The following is a 17,507-nucleotide window of genomic DNA, read 5'->3' as shown; positions in this document are numbered from 1 at the left end:
ATGTTGCTTGACACGCAAAATGCAAAAAAGTGACAAGCAAAGTGCAAAACTTTTGACACGCAAAATGCAAAAAAGACCATTTAAAGAGTAAAAAAAGAACTCCTTAAATGGTCTTTAATCATTTTATAAAACTTAAAATATGGGCAATCACATCAACAGTCCATCCGTTTCCAAGCTGCTTATATCGTTGTGTATTTGATACTCCTTCGGTATAATTATCAGGAAGTGTCTGAAGCCGTTCGCACTCAATAGGAGATAATTTCCTGATTATATAATCTCCGTCAGGCAAATCAATCTTATAAAGTCCGGTAGAACCGCCCTGACCTCCGCCGCTTGCTGAAATTGTAACGGATTTGCCACGTACAGAATAAACTCGATGTCCCTGTGCATTACTTCCAATATCTCCGATTCTGATAGGCTGAAGTACCATTGAATCTTTAGTAACAGTTGTCATGCAATTAGCTTTTCCGTCTTTTCGTGCTTCAATTGCCGAAAAAGTTTCGCCGCCGGCTTTTTTACTTCTGTTTCCTGTATCCTTATATCTGCTTCTGACTGCACAACTAACAGGTTCAGCGATCATGGTTCTTTGATGACGTTCAAGAGTATTTTTCAAATATGCATTGCCATAATTTGCAGTAAGACAATAAGTTTTTCCCTGCCAAGCCATACCGCTTTCAATAATATCTTTCAGTAAAATGCCCTTGTCATCCGGCTGAGTAACATTTGGAATGTTAGTCCAGTAACAGCGTTTTCGGCTTTGTGCTGAAACGAGAGCAGAATTGATCATTATAGGTTCTACTCCCAGCTGTCGGCTTATTTCCGCTTTTATATCCTTATGTATACTATAGTTATTTTCATATAAAAAATATCTACAGCCGCTTTCTTTCAGCGCACGAACATACTGCATAAAAAATTTAAATCCTTCGCCTTCGCATGTTGTTTCACGATTCCGTTTCGCTATACTCCAATATGTACACGGCGAACCGCCTATTAATAAGTCAAAACCCTTGTACTGCGTAAAATCTCCGTCAAATACGTTTCCGCAGTGTTCTATAAAGGGATAATTTTTCTCACTGATTTTAATTGCATATTTATCAATTTCATATGCTGCATATCTTTCAACAGGCATGCCGGCACGTTCAAGCGCCGCCATACCGCAGGAAATACCGTCAAATAAACTTAATACTTTCATTATCTGTCCTTTCTGCCGAAGGGACAATTTCAATGAAATTCTCTAGCTTGCAGTCAAGCTTACTGCAAATTTTATCTATATTTTCTAACTTAAGAAAAGCACAGTTGTTATTGCACATATCGCAGATTGTAGACGGTCTGATTCCTGTAATTTCAGACAATTCCGACTGCGTCATTCCACGTTCTTTTAACAGCTTCAGTAAATTAATTTTAATCATAAAATCGCCCTCCGATGATACTTTTGTTAATACGCAAATAACGTATTCTGTTATTTGTGTTCTAAAAAAAATAACATCAATAATTTGTTATAATAAGTTCCTTGTACAAACCGCTTGAAAGATTATTCTGTCTTTCAACAGCCATAATATTGAAGTCCTTGTACAATTCACGTATATATTCATCGTCATTGTAAGAGAGAATAAACCGTCCTTTAATATTGCTTAAAGAGTTCTTTAAACGTTTGTGATCACTGTCAGTAAACAATACATCATAATATTTTTCAGTTTTATGATAAGGCGGATCACAATAGAAAAGTGCATTCGGACGATCATAAACTTTAATGAGATTTTCAAAATCCTTATGTTCAATTACCACTCCTGCACCTGATTTAAGACGTTTTTCAATTTCGGTCAAATATTCCGGAGAGATGTTCTTCTTGTTGCAGCCGTAAGTTCTGCCGTCTGCCCCGTAACTGATTTTGATTTGAACATAAAACATTGCTGCTCTTTGGATATCGGTCATACCCCTTACATTTATCTGCGCCTTTATATCTTCAAAAATTTCTCTTGCATTAATATAACCTGAAATTTCACGCTGAAGCTCTTCACGGTGAAAGCGTATACATCTGAATAAATTCACAAGCTGACCGTTTGCATCATTGTAAACCTCCAGCGGAGCATGTTTGTCCTTGGCAAAAAGCACAGAACCTCCGCCTCCGAATACTTCAATGTACCTGTCAAAATCATCCGGAAACATTGATACAATTTTCTTTGCAAGAAGACTCTTGCCGCCTATCCATGGAATAAAACTTTTCATATAAATACCTCCAAAAATTAATTTATAAAATAAGGAGCAGATTTCTGCTCCTTAAATTTATGCTTTTGTCAAATTATTTTTATGCACTGCAGCCGTAACAGCTCCATTTACGCCGATTACAACACGATCACCGCTGATTTCAAGAATCGTATATGTATTTTTATATACAAAGCTTGCAAGACTGCTGCCGATGTAATCCTTGGCTTCTGATTTAACTTTTACTTTATCGCCCCTTTTAAATGTTGCTGCCGACTTACTGTAAACAGGCTTGCCGTTCCAATCATAGACGGTATAACCGCTCTTGCAAGCTTTTTTGGCATTTTCCAAAGAAGAATACGCACCGATCTGGCTTTTTACATCAGACCATGATTTGCGTATACGATAAAGCTTTTGAGTGTTGGAAGACGATGCTGCTGTACTATTAAGCTTAGCCTTAACGTCTGTCTTAAATTTTTTCCAAGCAGTATTGCTGTTATCGTCTGAGCCGCCCTTTGACTTCGGAACAAATCCTTTCGGGCAAACTTTACCTGTAACGTCATAATGACGAATCAAATCGTTTTCATTCAGCTTGTACTTTTTACATAAATAAACGCAAAGTTCAACAAGGCTGTTGTAAGTCTTACTGTTTAATTTGCCTGTGCTGTCAGGATGACAATTTTCAATCGATACACTGTAGCTGTTCGCCTGACAGGTACACCATGCGACTTCCTCGTCTGGAATGCAGCATATTATTTCACCATTCAGCCCAATAATATAGTTACTGGAAACATCATTATTATTGCTATTAAAATAATTTCTATTAGCTTCAGCCGACGTATTGGGATTTCCTATGTAATGCACTGCAATTTTAGTTGTTTTAGTCCTCTTCGTATACGGACGATTTTTTGTAATGTACATATTTTTGATATTCATAAATTATACCTCCTTCAAGTTCATAACAGCCGCAAGACCTGCCGAGACAGCTGATACAGCCAATCCCAAAACAGCGGATTTTACAGTTAAATCCGTTGCGGCGATATTTACCGCTATGTAACCTACAGCCGTTTGTAAAAATGTTCTAAGTGAACGCTTTGCCCATGTTTTCATAATTAACCTCCTAAATAACATACAATTTTAATCTCAATGTACCTGCTGTACCTGTGGAGTTGCTCTGCGTTAATGTGAATACTCCTGCACTTGTACAGGTGACTGTATAAGTGTAAATCCTTGTACCCGTATAAATTTGCTTTGTAAACACTGCTCCTGCCGCAATAGCGGAAATCGGAATCACATCACAGAAGTTTACCGTCTCTCTTTCCGTCCAGCTTGCAGCTATATACACCTGTGAATATTTTGCTATCTCAGCATTGGTTACCGTCAGACTGTTTTCATCTGTTGAGCTTTCAGCAAGAAGTGTTCCCGACTGGGACTGCTTTATGTGCGGAACAATTAAATCTCCGGTCAGCGTTCCTCCGGTCAATGGAAGATAGCTTTGCAAATCGGTATTGTCCTGTAGGATTCTCGGAGTTACCGTTGTCCAGCCGCTCGGAACGTCCGCAGTATCGCCGAAATCAGACAGCGTTACATTTGTACCCCTCAAAACCGTTACTGCAAAAACAGAACGGTATGTTCCGGTATATGCGCCAAAATAAAAATAACCGTTTTCACTGTCCTCATAATATCCAAAATTTACTGTACCCCTTTTATGCGGCAGCAGCGTTGTGACCGACATAGTCGGCTTGCTTTCACGGTTGCTTAATTGTATCAGCCATGCGCCCGTCTGGGGAGAACCAAAATTGCCTGCGTCTGTCACAAGTAAGGTTGCTCCGCAGTTTTCAAGCGTATTGATATTGCTTGTTCTGGCAAACATCGAATATCTGGAAATGCTGTCATACGGACCCAATTCATAACGGCGGGTTTTGCCGGTCACATCTATCGTTATATCCTGTGTTCCGTCAAATGATACTCCGTTGATCTTACAGGCTGTTTCAAGTTTTCGGGAAGACAATGCCGCACCTCCGGCGCTATCAGATGCTGCGTATTTATGAGTGTGGCCTAAATTTGATTTGTTGGCATCTAAATTATTTGCAGCTGTCTGCAATTCTTTAATACATTTTTCATTATTATAGAAAAAATAATTAAATACACTGGCAGGAGGTTTATATCCCCCTTGAAATCCTGTCTTTTTAAGGGTTGTACTTGGTTCGACCCCCTCATTTTCCCAATGTACGGGACTTGTAAAATTTGATTCCATTTGTTTCCTCCTTATCAAATAACATCAATTCCGCCGCTCGCAATCCCAAAATATCCGCCGAGCGTACCGCCTTCAACATCACAAAAGCCCTCATTTTCGTTATACTCATCTTCATAATCAGAAAATGTGAATGTGCCCTCATATAAATAATTTTGTAATGTTATACCCACAGGTAAAATAGATTTTATAAGTTTTGTTGTACTTTCAGGGCTGATGTCAATTTTAACAATCGCTTCTAATGGTAATTTAATCACATTAACCATACAAGGTTCTTGACTTTCTTCTATGTATATTTGTGATGGTTCACAATCGAATGTAACGCAAAGTGAATTAAGAACACTTGGATAACTGCCGTTTGATAAATTTTGCATTAACTTAGCTTTAATCATCAGGATATATTGTTCATCTGTGGCTCTTCCTCTTGCCTGTCCAACTGTTTCTCCATACAAGTCTAGCGTTTTACCAGTAGCATTTTCAAGCTTGATCATGTCAAACAATTCTTGCAGTGTTTTCCTGTATTCTTCAAGAGTCAGTCGTTCTAATTCCAATAATTTAAAATTATTACTTTCCTTTGATTTACAAAACACATCAGGCAAATTTTTAACATGATTATCTTTTACAAATTCACTCATGTTTCCACCGCCACTTCAACATTTCGGCATTTTGCTATTTCCCAGTCATTAATTGCGATGTTGCCGTTCTTCTGGGAATTTTCTTTTTGTATTGATAATTCGGTTACTTCAACAACGCCGTTAACTGAATGTATCTGTCCGTATAAGCTGGACAAAATAACGTCTTTACCTACTCCTAAGCTATTAACATAAGTATTAAGATTGCTTTTTATCTCATCTATTCCAGACTCTGAATTAAAATCCGGATTTGCTTTGATTTTAACAGTTATGTCAATATTAATGTAAGAACAATGTGAAAAACTGATTTTATGTGAAAAACCGCCGTCATCAACTATAGTATAACTTTGTGTTCCGTATGTTTTTATGCCTAACGGCTTTTTTTCATAAATTGCTGTGGCTATTTCAAAATGATGATTTTCACCTCCGGCAACATAACATTCAAAACTATGCGGAGGTCTGCCTGAACTATCCGGTGTATCTTTCTCATTTACTGCAACTGAAACGCTTGTAACAGTCTCTACCCTCAGCAGCGCAGTACGCAATGCATTTTCATTACATGCGCCCAATCCCTCTTTAGCATCTTTAAATCTTTGTCTTAATGAATAATCACTTTCTATATCTGTACCGATTTTTATAACGCTGACTCCCTGTACTTCTTCAACGTCAGCTGAAGGGTTTTTTATTATATTGATTCCACCGGCACTTACATTTCCCAGTGTCCCTGCTTCTGTACATTCAACACTTATAAAACATGTTCCGTCTGTTTCGATTATCGAATCTGCCGTATTATAATAATCAATTTCGCTTTCTGTACTGACAAGAAACCCAAAGGGAATTGTTGCTCCTGCTGTCCCCTTTACTTTTACCTTGTACTGCGCAGGGGTTGCAGAATTACGGCTGATTCCCACAAATGTACACAATCGGTCAAGACTTACTCCTGTAGCCGTGTTCGGAAATCTTGCATAATAAATAGCTTCAGCTTCTTCTTCAGCCAAAGCCTGATCGTATGCATTGATTCTTATTAATTTACCTAACGGTGTTGTTTCATCAGTTTCAATATCTTCACCGAATAACTCCTTTGCACGCTGAATCTTACTTTCTATAATATCGTCATATGTTCTTCGTGTATAACCCAGTTCATTTAACAATCACCGCACCTCCTAATTATACGAATTATCAATATTCAGAATTGTTCCGTCGCTGCTTTCAGATTGAAATGATATGTCAAGCTTTCTTGTATTACTGTCAAAGTCAGCTGAAAATTCAGTAATATTAAAGTCATCTACCTGCAACAGCCCCTGTTCAATTTCAGTTTTAACAACTTCATAATCAGGCGTATGTTTTCCAAGAATATTATCAAAGGTTATCCCCTCATCTTCATTTAAACACCACTCACCTTTGTTTGTTCCGATTACTGTTTGTATAGTTTGTTTTATCAGCTCACTGCCGTTGATCATTTGTATCTGATTATCTTTGATCAAAATATCATTATTCTCATCAAGTGCAAAACCTGTCAAATTACCGCCTCCTATAAAACCCCGATTATTATGCAATCGCTCATATTGTGATGACCTACAGGCGGAAGAACGTTCTTTCCGCATTTTGCTTCTGTAATATCCCTGTCACAGCATACACATATAACTATATCGCCGTTCGTTACAGCACTTGCAGTTAATACACCGCCGTCAGCCGACAGCTTATATCTGGAATTTCTTGTAAACGGAACAGATGAAACGGGAGCGTACTGTCTTGCCGTACCTCCTATTTCTTTTGTCAGTCCAAGAGGTTGTATTTTAGCCTGATTTCCGGAAACACTCAATATCTTTGCTAGAAAAGCAGTATGCAGGTCTAGAAGTTTTTTGTTTATCATATCATCAAAAAATTTAAGATTTCCCATTTTTACACCTCAAAATACGCTTATGGTCGTTGTGCATTCACTTGATGAAAATGTATGCGTACCGCTTCTCACTCTGAATTTTCCTTTTGCAATTTCACTTGATAGGTTTATTATCGCCGCCGTTGTCATACGGTGCTGTAACAGCATGGTTATGTTATACCCGTTTATAGTTTCCTTGAAATCCTCCGCTGTCATTTCTTCTTCGTATGGCTCAGGACTTCCTATCATTCCGGTGCTTGCCTGAACAGTAAAATTAATGTTATCGCCGTCCTTGATATGCCTTGCATATATCTTCCCTTTATTTACATACACCGAAACGCCGCAGACTTGTGCATATTTTTTAATGTTTTCCATTAAATCCCCGTCAACTGTCTGCTCGTTCTTATACGTATAATCACGTCTCATTTTAAAAACCGCTGTCGGTATTCCCGTTTTGTCAATCAACGTTTTTAAAATATAACTAGCTTTTGTGTTTTGAGCAAATGATAAATTTTCAACAGTTCGCTTAGTAACATCATCTAAACATTTGATTGTTGTTATCTTATCCGCTCCTTCATGACGGGTAGTAACCTTATTTATAAAGCCTTTAAAAATTACTCCCGTATCATTTTTATACCCTGCTTCAATTGAAATACCTGATTTTATTTTCAGATTATTTATTGTAGCAGTCGAAAGATTATATACAATAATTTCAGCTTCATTGGCTTCCATATCATCGTCAAACGGAACAGTAAATTCAATGTCTAAATTATCCGACTTTATCATTACATTCCCGCATTTTACAGTCGCTGTGCTGCCAAACACTCCTTTAGGTTCTATGCTGAATTTTTTTAAATCTTCGCTCCAATCTTTTGTTGCTTTAACAAGCATACTTTGCGTAGTACCCGAAGATTTTTGCGTTATTACCCTAGACATATTCATCACCTGCATTATCAATAGTTAAAAATACCGTTTCATTTAAGTTTTCAAACGTAACACTGCTCATGTTCCCACTTTCATCAATAGGAATAATTTCAACCTCCGGATATTTACCGCATACAAAAACATCTTTCCACAACGGTATACCGTAAATTATAGGTTCTCCTGCGCAAACTGTTTCACCGTCTTTTTCAAGAGAAAATGTAAACATATCAGCATAAGCGTTATAATTTACCGTTATGGTGAAAATTTCATCTGCTAAAGAAATCTCGAAGGTATAAGGTATAAGTTCCTTTGTGATTTCTATCCTGTCACGCATAATACTGTTACCTCCATTCTCATGATTTTCTCCCCCGCTTCTTTTAATTCAGATATAAAAAATGCACCCTGTTAAACAGAGTGCATATTGACATATTATGCCGATTATAGTATAATAATGTTTATGGGCATACCTGAAACGGTAGGCGGTCAATCCTGCTCCCGGAAGGGAGTGATTTACTATGAATAATTACGTAACATGGAGTGAATTATTCCAATTTGCATCTGTCTTTATAGCATTTGCAACATTTATGTACGCAATCTTTCATAAAAGGAAATAGCCGCCTGACTTCCAAATCATAAGGCGACTATTTATTTAGTTTACTTATCTGGGAGCGACCGTCTATCGGTATGCCCCTTTTTTATTATTATACATCAATTATTGAAATATGTCAACTGTTTATCTTAAAATTTCAGTTTTTATATCCCATTAGCAACTTTGAACCTACAATTAATGTGGTAGGATCACCTTTTTTTGAAAAGCATTTAGGGTTGTTGTCAATCACCCATTGGACAGATTTCCCTAATGACTTATAATTATTGTTAACAAGTCCCCATACTGTATTTCCTTTTTTTACAGTATGATATACGGCTTTATTATCTCCGCTCGTTACTTGTTTTGTGCTTTTTGAAGTAGTAGCTTTTGTTGTAGTACTGCTTTTGGTCTGCACATTTGCTTTATCAACCCAACCATAAACTTTTCCCCCATCATTTGAAATTAAATGATAGGGGTGCTTATTAGTATTGATAATCGTTACTTTACATGTACTTTTTCCCCTGTTTGCCGCAGGCTGAGAAGCAGTTGATGATACATACACGTTTCCGCCTGTAAAAATGACAACATCACCTGTTTTTATAGATGTCGATTTAGGCGTTGTCGATGTCTTATTAGTATTGTTGTTTGATTTTGTTGAGGTTGATTTATATGACGGTTGGGCAATCCTTACAACTCTAAGAGTCATATCAAAATCGCAGCCACCTGCTATAGTGTTCGAGTGGCTGTGGTTAAATGATTGAATTTGCATATTTACAACACTATTTCGTCCAATGTATTTGACTAACGAGCCGTTTTGCATAAGATTTTCAATCTTTGTTCTATCCTCACCTGAAATAGCGCCCATTTCCTGTAGTCGTGAAGTCATTTCACCTACTGTACGACCTGATTTCATAGCATCATACAATCGTCCAGTCCACAAAGCCACATCTTCAAATTGCTGTCCTGTTCCTGCCGCAACATCACCGATTATTCGTAAGCTGTCTCCTGTGGAAAGTGCATCACCTGTAAACACTTGCAATTGCTTACTAGCCGCAAAGATTTCATCACGAGTAAACGGTGTCATACCTGCAAAATCAGTTAATTAACTTACACGTTCATTCGCCTTTTCTGCACTGCCAAGAAGAACCTCAAATTGTGAAGTAATATTTTGATGCAGGGTATAATTCTTCTACAAATGTATATAAAACTGCTGAATTGATTTTTATGCAGGCAAATGCCAAGTATAAAATCCGGTGCAAGTTCTGTTTTATCCGGATTTAAAAGCTTAGGTTCAGGTGCGCAAAAAGTAGCTTCAAATATTAAAACTGCGTTTAGTAATGTTGGAAGTAAAATTAAATCTGTGGCTAGTAATATAAGCAGTGCCGCAGATTCTATAACTTCAAAGCTGTTCAACATAAAAAGTCTTGTTGCAGGTGTTGCAACGGGCGCTGTCGTACAGCAGTCGGTGGGTATTGTAGTTGACCGTCACCCGAAAAAATTGCAGTATGCTCAACAACAGGAACAGCCTCGGATTTTCTTTCGGACAGCTCCAATACATCTAGAGATTGGAGGCATCTGTTAGTTTTGTTCAGTGAAGAATCAACGGATACTATTGCATCGGTTGCGGCAACTATCATACAGCTGTCTCCTTATTAAATGCACTTACATACTTTAGCGTATATTGAGATTTTGCATCAAATGTTGATGGCATCAAAGATACAGCAAGACCATTGTGCCCTTTAATCCATTTTAGGTCTAACCCCGCTTTTTTCTGTGATGGAAAAAACCCTGTGCCTAGATACGGAATAGCATTGCTTGCCGCATTTGTATAATTAAGCGCAATAGTTTCAGCTGTAAATACGTCTGATAATTTCATGTTTGTTACCTCCTGTTACATAAAAGTAATCTGCTTTAGTACTGATTTTGCACCGATAGTCGGCGTGTTACCTGTTGTATCTTCGGACGGCTTTTCAGGTAATTTATCAGCCCTGATAAAACCGTGAATCACAACCGTCCCATTAGGATCGTCTGTCTTTTTAACATCGTGCAGTAACACCCCGATTGCCGTATCATCATTGGCTGGTATGATAGTACCGGCTTTAATAATGCCGTCACTGTCTGCTGTTAATTTTGAACAATCATAAGGTATAGCCACATAATGATCGTTATAAAGAATTTCTTTTGTATTTGTGATATTGGTATTTGTAAATTTCATTATTACTTACCTCCTCCGTAATACTTCAAAATTTCATTTGACTGCTTTTGCTTTTCTGCCCTTGCTTTACCCAGACTTTCAGCAACGGAATTACTTTTATTTCCGTTTTCTGCGTTACCGTTCAAATTACCGCCGTTCGGATTTCTGCCGTTGTCTTTAAACGTCTTATTAACTTTGTCCTCAACAAATCTTTTTACCAGATCGCCAAATGCTTTTACCCTGTTATTAATTGATTCTTCATCATCGGCAATAATAAAATCGACAAGCTCAAGTGCCTTGTCGCTACCGTCATCAAGTCCTGCCGCTTTAATTGATTTAATAGCCAACAGACGGTTTTCTTTGTCCTTAAGCGCTTTTTCACGTTCCGCAAGAGTCTTTTCCTTTTCGGACATTTCAAGCTGTTTAAGTTCCTCAGCTGTCATTTTTTCCTTTTTGAGATTGTCAAGCTCTTTTTGTAATGCGGCATTTTTCTTGCTAATTTCAGCAGTAAGTTTATCTGCTCTGGCTTGCACAAGCTTGTCAAGGTCTGGCGTATTATTGCTTTTGCTGTCGGCATTATTGTCAGAACCATTATTGTCCTGATTACCGTTTATATTACCATTAGCAGTTCCAGAATCCGCACCGGATTCTCCTCCCTCTGCAAAAAATTGCATTGGAATTTTAAAAATTTCTCCCATTTTGCACCTCCATTTAAATTTCTAAGCAGTTTTACGCCTTGCTCAGGGCAGTGCGTGACCGCACGGGACTTGTCGGGCGTTAATTGCTCGATGGGTTACTTTTGATTTTGGGTATAAAAATAGCACCTCTTTAAGAGATGCTAATAAACTTATTGAATTTTGGATATAAGAAAACCGCCTCATGGGCGGTTACGCAAATATTGAATCAAGATTTATTTCTGATTTAACAAATACAGCACCGATATCGTAATCATCATATACGTCAATATCTTTGCTGTTTTCAGAATATGTTTGTATTGTTGAACCATCCACATCAATTAAAAGTTTACGTTTATTAGCATTTGGAAAGGCTTTTTCAATTTTTTTACAAGTTTCTTTAAATTTTTGTGGACTATTATCAGGATAAATATTGTAATCATATTTAGTCATATCTATATCCTCCTTATAACCCAAATTCCTTATTCACATCTGAATTAGTTTTTGCAGCTGTTTCAAGTATATCTCTTAACGCTTCCTCTTTAGACATTGATTTACGGTTCATTTTATCTTTTAATAATTTTTCAAAAGTTGGTGCTGGACGCTTTAACTCAAGAAGATTTGCTGTTTCTTCATCAGCCATAGCAACACGTGCTTCATGCTTATATTTATTACGTAGTTCAAATGCTTGTTTCACTTGTTCTTCAAACGATTTTGTTTTATCAATTTGGTTCGGTATATCATTTACATTTGCATAATACCATTCTCTGACATGTTGATTATCATTTTCAGTAATGGGTTTTCCGATATATGCTGATAGTTTACTTTTATCTACTTTCATTATACCACTTCCACCTGATTTGTCAACAGATTTAGCAGTTAATTCTTCAAATTTTTCTACACTCATCAAAGTATATTCAAGGAAACATCTGCAACGGCAGTCATTTCATGCCGTACCGCTAGTAGATGGACATTCTGCATATACATTTGGCTCAAGCTGGAATTTATCACCAACCTGTATTATAACACCCTCCATTTTCTGATGATTAGCACCATTACGGCTAATTGAAGTTTTCCAGCCTGATTTAGTACGATACCTGTGCTGAGGACGTACACGCTCATCTTTCATTGTACGCCACGCAGCAGTATAAACAAGTCCTGAACCGTCAAGGGAATCTGATATGTCTTTTGCACAGTCCATAAAGCCGCTTTCGGTTACTCTGTGCGTTTCAGTACGTACAATATTAGTCGCTTTACCATAGCTTATATCAAGTCTCTCAGCTACTTTTTTGGCAGTTGTCTCATATCTGTCACCGTTCATCAATCCTATATTGACCTGCTGCTTGATATCGTAAATTACCTCTTTACGATTTTTCTCAAGAATATCAGGCAATGTCAAACCGCTTACCGGATTATAATAACTGCTTATAAATCTTTCGTATTTTCTTTTCGGTAAGCACTTCACGGCTTTGCTCTATTCGCCGTATCTCATGAAGCAAATCATTTAGACTTTGTTCCGCCTTCGGCATATCTGCCCCCCTCCTTATTGGTGCTATACTAAAAAAGTGGACAGCAAAAAGCGAAAGATGGTATAATAATAAAAAAAGGAGAGAAACACATGGAAAACACCAAGTATACAGAGGAATTCAAGCAAAGCATAGTAAGCTTGTATGAATCCGGAAAAAGCAGTACGCAGATATGCAAAGAATACGGAATGAGCAGTTCCACGCTGCATAAATGGATCAAAAAATATACAAAAGTCCAGGTTTCAGAAACTGAAACCATGACCATGGCTGAAATCAAAAAAATGCAAAAGAAATTAGCCTTGCTTGAGGAGGAAAATATAATATTAAAAAAAGCAATGGCTATCTTCTCAAGGGAATCCGGGAAAGAGTAGGCTTTCAAAGGAGCATTCCATCAAACTTCTGTGCAAAGTTTTGAAGGTAGCCAGAAGCACATATTACAGCATTTTAAATCATAAAGCGTCCAACCGTGAAATAGAAAACAATATTCTGAAGTCAAAAATATTCAAAGTTTACTGTGATAATCGAAAAGTACGGTATGCCCAAGGTGTCAGCCAACTATGAGAGTATGCTGAAAGGGCTTGTGAAGAAGTACAACAAGCAGAACAAAGAGCAGCTTCCGAATATCACGCCCCATATCCTCAGACACACATTCTGCACTCGGTTAGCCAATGCAGGCATGAATCCCAAGGCGTTGCAGTATATCATGGGGCACGCCAACATCACAATGACGCTGAACTATTACGCCCATGCAACCTACGATTCCGCAAAGGCAGAAATGGAGCGTTTGGCGGCATAGCCAAATCGGTGTTTTTACTACCGCTGTACTACTTTTGGATTCAAACTTATGCCGAGAAGCACAAAGATATGCCAAGTATCTTCCGATATGACAAATGGCGAAAAAGCCTTAAAATCCAAGACTTATCGCCATTTGCCGAGATATGAAAAGATAATCTAAAAATTTGCTTGAGGTTTATACAAAAGATAGACATAATGTAAATGTTTAATTAATTTTATATTTATATGTTGATTTTTGTAAATTATTGGTATATAATGTGCTTATAAGCATTTAAAAATAAAAATTGTTTAAGGAGAAATCATTATGAAAAAATTTAAAAACAAATTTAAAAACATTTACATTGCTTTTTTATCAATGGCTTTAATTTTTAGCTTTTTAGCTTTTTCAGACGGTAAAATATTATCAAATATAATTACCTATACAATGGTATCAGCAGATGAATTTAATAATTTTACTTATACAATCAATAATGGAAGTGCGTCTATAAGTAAATATAAAGGAACGGATACAAATCTTATTGTACCGTCAAGCATTAATGGCTACCCCGTTAATAATATATCTGTTGGTGCATTTCAAGGCAATAAATACATACAGAAAGTTACAATTGAAAGTCCAATAACTATATTATATGCAAGAACGTTTATGCAATGTTCAAATTTAGAGACAGTAGTTCTTCCAAATACATTATCAGAAATTAAAGATATGGCATTCAAATCAAGTAATCTTGTATATATAACAATTCCATCCAGTGTCACTACAATAGGAAGTCAGGCATTTTTGGGATGTATGAGATTATCGTCTGTAACGATTCAAGGTAATGTTTACATAAACGGAACAGCTTTTATGAACTGTAAAAATTTAATGAATGTAAATATGCCACTAACTTGTACTATTAATTCGTCAGCTTTTGAAGGCTGTATAAATTTAAATTATATTAATAGTAAACAAGTAACCATTGTGCCTCCTAAAAATTACTATCCTTTATTTAATGAAGAATTACGTGATTTTGTATTAAGTCAATTTGGTCAAACGAAAAATATAGGTTTTATGAATACCTATGCAAATGCATTTGCAGAAAAAGTAGTCAATAATTATACAAATAGTTCTATGAACGATACTCAAAAAGCAGTTGTGTTGCACGATTGGCTTTGTGATGCCGTTGATTATGATTATGAAACTACTTCAAGTCAAAAGAATCATGTTGACTATTCCGCTTTCCTTTATAGCACAACTGTTTGTGATGGGTATGCCAGAGCTTATTATTTATTAACCAAAGCAGCTGGTATAGAATCTTATCTTGTACAAAAATCCGGAGTACATGCATGGAATTTAATTAAACTGGGCGATCATTATTTTCATGTTGATGCCACATGGGATGATGGCAAAGGTGTAGGTAATCATAGTTATAATTATTTTCTCTTAAATGACGCACAAATGAAAGCCTTAGGCGGCGCTCACTCATCATGGTCGCTTAGTTGCCCATCTGCACTATTTACATATGATACTTATCCTATTCCAACTGCAAATTATATGTTAGGAGATTTAAATAAGGATGGAAGTATAAATTCAGATGATTTAATTATTCTGCAAAATTATCTTTTAAATAAAGGAACAATAAGCAGTGGAGATGTAATTTTAGCTGATTTAAATTTTGATGGGGTTTTAAATGGCGTTGATCTTACACTTTTAAGGCAAAAAGTTTTACAACAATAAAATTTAATTAAATTAAAAAAGCGGCAAGGAGTGATCTTGCCGCTTGATATTTATAAAATATTTGACATTTCTTGGAAAATAATGTATATTTATAATATTAGATTTCTTAAGGAGAAAAATATGAATATACAAGAATATATAACAAACCGATTAGATCCACAAATCGCTTGGTATGATAAAAAATCATTGCTTTGCCAAAAACGATATAAATTAATACAAATAGTTGAAATTATTTTAGCTGCAATAATACCTTTGTTATCCGGATATTGCAATACGTTCTTAATATCAATAATTGTAGGAATATTTGGAATTATTATTACAATTTTAGAATCTTTTACTAAATTATTCAAGTATCATGAAAACTGGATACAATACAGAACCACATCTATTAAAATACCAAAAATATGTTTTTTTAACAAAATCGTCTCCGTATAATACAACAAACGAAACAGTAGAAAACATGTTTGTTAAAAACATAGAACAAATTATTTCATCTGAAAATAATCAATGGAAATCTATTCATGTAAACATTAATAACACATCAAATAAAGAAAAAAACTAAACTTCTTCATAAGTTTTTTCAAAAATATCAGGTTTACATGGATATTGTTCGCCATTTACACCTGTAATAATAAAATCTCCTATAGAAGCTTTCATATCCCCTTCAAGTGTTTTTATTACAACAGGTTTGTCAGTTTTATATGCCTCTATAATTACAGGTTTTTTTCTGTATTTTTTTATCATATTACCACCTACATTTTATCAGAAAGGATTTATTTATTATGAAAGAGTATAACTTGTTTATTAGCCACGCTTGGAAGTATAATGAAGATTATTATACTGTTGAAAAATGGCTAAAAAGTGCAAAAGAAAATGAAGAACTAATTTATAAAAATTACTCAGTCCCACAACACGATCCTTTAATTGATTCTAATTCTATCGTTGGGAAGAAAAAATTAAAAGAAATGTTAAAAACCCAAATTAGACCATCATCAGCCATTATTATTATTTCGGGAATGTATGCAAACTATAGTGAATGGATTGATTTTGAAATAGAAACAGCCATTTCAATGGAAAAATACATAATAGGATTAAAACCATGGGGTCAGCAACATATTCCAACTAAAATTCAAAATAATTCAAATATAATGATTGGCTGGAATTCCAAATCCTTGATTGAAGCCATAAAAAATATATAAATATTCATGTGTAATTATATGAGGTAAAGGGCTTTTTATAGCCCTTTGTTTTTTATAATTATACCACACTTTTATAAATTTTGCAAATTATTTCACTTTATTTTCAATTTCGTTATGCAGACGTTTAATAAAGTTTTCCCCTGCAATACCGTTCTGCTGATATCCCCACACACCTAACAGATAATTTACAGCATTCAGTGTACCAGTACCGAAAGACTTATTTTTGTCCATACCGTATTTGTTAACGCCTAGTGTTTTGGCTGTCAACAGTAGTTCTTTAAGCGATAACACACCAATAGTCTTATCGACTTTTTTATAGCCTGTCTTGTCCAGTATAGGCTTTGCAGGACTTGCTGCTGTAGAAATACCCAACGTCTTTAAAATACCTTTAGCGTATGCCTCAGCAAGCTTTTTGTAATTTGCCTTGATGAAATCAGCATCTGATTTGGTATCAACAAATCCGCCCTCTAAAAGTACCGCTGGGGCTGCCGTTTCTCTGATAATTGCAAAATAGTCCGTACTGCCATTTCCAAGCTTAGTCTTAACACCACGGCTCGACATGATTTTCTTTACTTCTGTATTAATATTGTTTGCTAACGTCTTTGATGTACCTCCCACACGGCTGTAATATACCTCAAAACCCTGTCCGCCGCCTGCATTGAAATGAATATCCACCACCAAATCAGGAGCATATTTATTACACATTGCGACTTTACTGTCCATATCAGTATCAATATCCTGAGTACGTGACAGCTTGAAATCAACTCCGTATTTGCTTAAAATTTCAGACAGTGCAAAGGCTGTTTTCAGAGCATACTCTTTTTCGACTATGTACTTAACCGCTCCGGAATCTGTTCCGCCATGCCCTACTCCTATAAAAACTTTTTTACTCATTTTTATTTACCTCATTTCTTAAATTCAGATA

26 protein-coding genes and 1 pseudogene are annotated in these 17,507 nt (G+C 36.1%); 6 read left to right on the top strand and 21 right to left on the bottom strand.

Annotated elements, in window-relative coordinates; translation table 11 throughout:
* Positions 1-118 precede the first annotated feature (118 nt).
* The 13 genes from OCV67_RS08230 to OCV67_RS08170 form a co-directional block, all read right to left on the bottom strand.
* On the bottom strand, positions 119-1,192 hold the full coding sequence (locus tag OCV67_RS08230) for a DNA cytosine methyltransferase (protein ID WP_147643499.1): 1,074 nt from the start codon (positions 1,190-1,192) through the stop codon (positions 119-121).
* Positions 1,170-1,409 carry a helix-turn-helix domain-containing protein gene (locus OCV67_RS08225; RefSeq protein ID WP_147643498.1) on the bottom strand — a complete coding sequence of 80 codons (240 nt, stop codon included), beginning with the start codon at positions 1,407-1,409 and terminating at the stop codon, positions 1,170-1,172. The genes OCV67_RS08230 and OCV67_RS08225 overlap by 23 nt, the downstream gene beginning before the upstream one ends.
* A gap of 76 nt (positions 1,410-1,485) precedes the next feature.
* The gene (locus OCV67_RS08220) at positions 1,486-2,226 is read right to left on the bottom strand and encodes a DNA adenine methylase (protein WP_147643497.1); all 741 of its coding nucleotides are present in this window, start codon (positions 2,224-2,226) and stop codon (positions 1,486-1,488) included.
* Positions 2,227-2,283: 57 nt separating this feature from the next.
* Complete coding sequence (locus OCV67_RS08215; protein ID WP_147643496.1) at positions 2,284-3,138, bottom strand: peptidoglycan recognition protein family protein; 855 nt, start codon at positions 3,136-3,138, stop codon at positions 2,284-2,286.
* A gap of 3 nt (positions 3,139-3,141) precedes the next feature.
* A complete protein-coding gene (locus OCV67_RS08210; protein WP_178085057.1) occupies positions 3,142-3,312 on the bottom strand; it encodes a hypothetical protein in 171 nt (56 codons plus the stop codon).
* A gap of 10 nt (positions 3,313-3,322) precedes the next feature.
* Positions 3,323-4,459, bottom strand: coding sequence for a hypothetical protein (locus tag OCV67_RS08205; RefSeq protein WP_147643495.1), 1,137 nt, complete (start codon positions 4,457-4,459; stop codon positions 3,323-3,325).
* Between the two features lie 14 nt (positions 4,460-4,473).
* Positions 4,474-5,091, bottom strand: coding sequence for a hypothetical protein (locus tag OCV67_RS08200; protein WP_147643494.1), 618 nt, complete (start codon positions 5,089-5,091; stop codon positions 4,474-4,476).
* Positions 5,088-6,239 carry a baseplate J/gp47 family protein gene (locus tag OCV67_RS08195; protein WP_147643493.1) on the bottom strand — a complete coding sequence of 384 codons (1,152 nt, stop codon included), beginning with the start codon at positions 6,237-6,239 and terminating at the stop codon, positions 5,088-5,090. Before OCV67_RS08195 ends, OCV67_RS08200 begins: the two co-directional genes overlap by 4 nt.
* A gap of 12 nt (positions 6,240-6,251) precedes the next feature.
* Positions 6,252-6,608 (bottom strand): contractile injection system sheath initiator, encoded by a 357-nt coding sequence (locus OCV67_RS08190; RefSeq protein WP_147643492.1) that lies wholly within the window; start codon positions 6,606-6,608, stop codon positions 6,252-6,254.
* An 11-nt stretch (positions 6,609-6,619) separates the two neighbouring features.
* Entirely contained in the window at positions 6,620-6,988 is a 369-nt protein-coding gene (locus tag OCV67_RS08185; RefSeq protein WP_147643491.1) for a hypothetical protein, read from the bottom strand.
* A gap of 9 nt (positions 6,989-6,997) precedes the next feature.
* Positions 6,998-7,903, bottom strand: a complete 906-nt coding sequence (locus OCV67_RS08180) for a phage protein (RefSeq protein ID WP_147643490.1) — start codon at positions 7,901-7,903, stop codon at positions 6,998-7,000.
* Positions 7,896-8,225: a phage baseplate plug family protein gene (locus tag OCV67_RS08175; protein ID WP_262644429.1), complete on the bottom strand. Its 330-nt coding sequence runs from the start codon at positions 8,223-8,225 to the stop codon at positions 7,896-7,898. Before OCV67_RS08175 ends, OCV67_RS08180 begins: the two co-directional genes overlap by 8 nt.
* Before the next feature lie 412 nt (positions 8,226-8,637).
* Positions 8,638-9,564 carry a phage baseplate protein gene (locus OCV67_RS08170; protein ID WP_147643488.1) on the bottom strand — a complete coding sequence of 309 codons (927 nt, stop codon included), beginning with the start codon at positions 9,562-9,564 and terminating at the stop codon, positions 8,638-8,640.
* A gap of 150 nt (positions 9,565-9,714) precedes the next feature.
* Between OCV67_RS08170 and OCV67_RS08165 the strand changes: the two genes are divergently transcribed.
* Positions 9,715-10,062 carry a hypothetical protein gene (locus OCV67_RS08165; RefSeq protein WP_147643487.1) on the top strand — a complete coding sequence of 116 codons (348 nt, stop codon included), beginning with the start codon at positions 9,715-9,717 and terminating at the stop codon, positions 10,060-10,062.
* 51 nt (positions 10,063-10,113) lie between these two features.
* Here the strand turns inward: OCV67_RS08165 and OCV67_RS08160 are convergent, their stop codons facing one another.
* The 6 genes from OCV67_RS08160 to OCV67_RS08135 form a co-directional block, all read right to left on the bottom strand.
* Positions 10,114-10,356 (bottom strand): hypothetical protein, encoded by a 243-nt coding sequence (locus OCV67_RS08160; protein WP_147643486.1) that lies wholly within the window; start codon positions 10,354-10,356, stop codon positions 10,114-10,116.
* A gap of 15 nt (positions 10,357-10,371) precedes the next feature.
* Positions 10,372-10,695 (bottom strand): hypothetical protein, encoded by a 324-nt coding sequence (locus OCV67_RS08155; RefSeq protein ID WP_178085056.1) that lies wholly within the window; start codon positions 10,693-10,695, stop codon positions 10,372-10,374.
* Between the two features lie 2 nt (positions 10,696-10,697).
* On the bottom strand, positions 10,698-11,372 hold the full coding sequence (locus OCV67_RS08150) for a capsid assembly scaffolding protein Gp46 family protein (protein WP_147643485.1): 675 nt from the start codon (positions 11,370-11,372) through the stop codon (positions 10,698-10,700).
* A 189-nt stretch (positions 11,373-11,561) separates the two neighbouring features.
* On the bottom strand, positions 11,562-11,801 hold the full coding sequence (locus OCV67_RS08145) for a hypothetical protein (protein WP_147643484.1): 240 nt from the start codon (positions 11,799-11,801) through the stop codon (positions 11,562-11,564).
* Positions 11,802-11,814: 13 nt separating this feature from the next.
* A complete protein-coding gene (locus OCV67_RS08140) occupies positions 11,815-12,255 on the bottom strand; it encodes a hypothetical protein (RefSeq protein WP_147643483.1) in 441 nt (146 codons plus the stop codon).
* Positions 12,256-12,294: 39 nt separating this feature from the next.
* A complete protein-coding gene (locus OCV67_RS08135) occupies positions 12,295-12,813 on the bottom strand; it encodes a phage minor head protein (RefSeq protein WP_147643482.1) in 519 nt (172 codons plus the stop codon).
* 153 nt (positions 12,814-12,966) lie between these two features.
* On the opposite strand from OCV67_RS08135, the gene OCV67_RS08130 reads away from it, so the two are divergent.
* The 4 genes and pseudogenes from OCV67_RS08130 to OCV67_RS08115 all read left to right on the top strand — a co-directional run bounded on the left by OCV67_RS08130 (position 12,967) and on the right by OCV67_RS08115 (position 15,818).
* Positions 12,967-13,245, top strand: a complete 279-nt coding sequence (locus OCV67_RS08130; protein ID WP_147643408.1) for a transposase — start codon at positions 12,967-12,969, stop codon at positions 13,243-13,245.
* Between the two features lie 128 nt (positions 13,246-13,373).
* Positions 13,374-13,670 (top strand): annotated as a pseudogene (locus OCV67_RS08125) (tyrosine-type recombinase/integrase); the annotation flags it as partial.
* 303 nt (positions 13,671-13,973) lie between these two features.
* Positions 13,974-15,383: a leucine-rich repeat protein gene (locus OCV67_RS08120; RefSeq protein WP_147643481.1), complete on the top strand. Its 1,410-nt coding sequence runs from the start codon at positions 13,974-13,976 to the stop codon at positions 15,381-15,383.
* 120 nt (positions 15,384-15,503) lie between these two features.
* Positions 15,504-15,818, top strand: coding sequence for a DUF4231 domain-containing protein (locus tag OCV67_RS08115; RefSeq protein WP_178085055.1), 315 nt, complete (start codon positions 15,504-15,506; stop codon positions 15,816-15,818).
* A 123-nt stretch (positions 15,819-15,941) separates the two neighbouring features.
* On the opposite strand, the gene OCV67_RS08110 is transcribed toward OCV67_RS08115, so the two are convergent.
* Positions 15,942-16,124: a hypothetical protein gene (locus OCV67_RS08110; protein ID WP_262644434.1), complete on the bottom strand. Its 183-nt coding sequence runs from the start codon at positions 16,122-16,124 to the stop codon at positions 15,942-15,944.
* Between the two features lie 41 nt (positions 16,125-16,165).
* Between OCV67_RS08110 and OCV67_RS08105 the strand changes: the two genes are divergently transcribed.
* Entirely contained in the window at positions 16,166-16,582 is a 417-nt protein-coding gene (locus tag OCV67_RS08105) for a TIR domain-containing protein (RefSeq protein ID WP_178085054.1), read from the top strand.
* Positions 16,583-16,669: 87 nt separating this feature from the next.
* Here OCV67_RS08105 and OCV67_RS08100 read toward each other — a convergent pair whose 3' ends face one another.
* Positions 16,670-17,476: an N-acetylmuramoyl-L-alanine amidase gene (locus tag OCV67_RS08100; protein ID WP_147643477.1), complete on the bottom strand. Its 807-nt coding sequence runs from the start codon at positions 17,474-17,476 to the stop codon at positions 16,670-16,672.
* Positions 17,477-17,507: the final 31 nt, after the last annotated feature.

Origin of the sequence: Porcipelethomonas ammoniilytica (assembly GCF_025567485.1) — a bacterium.
Taxonomy (GTDB): Bacteria; Bacillota; Clostridia; order Oscillospirales; family Ruminococcaceae; genus Porcipelethomonas; species Porcipelethomonas ammoniilytica.
Note: the sequence above shows the minus strand (reverse complement) of the source record. Positions and strands in the feature narration are given on the sequence as shown.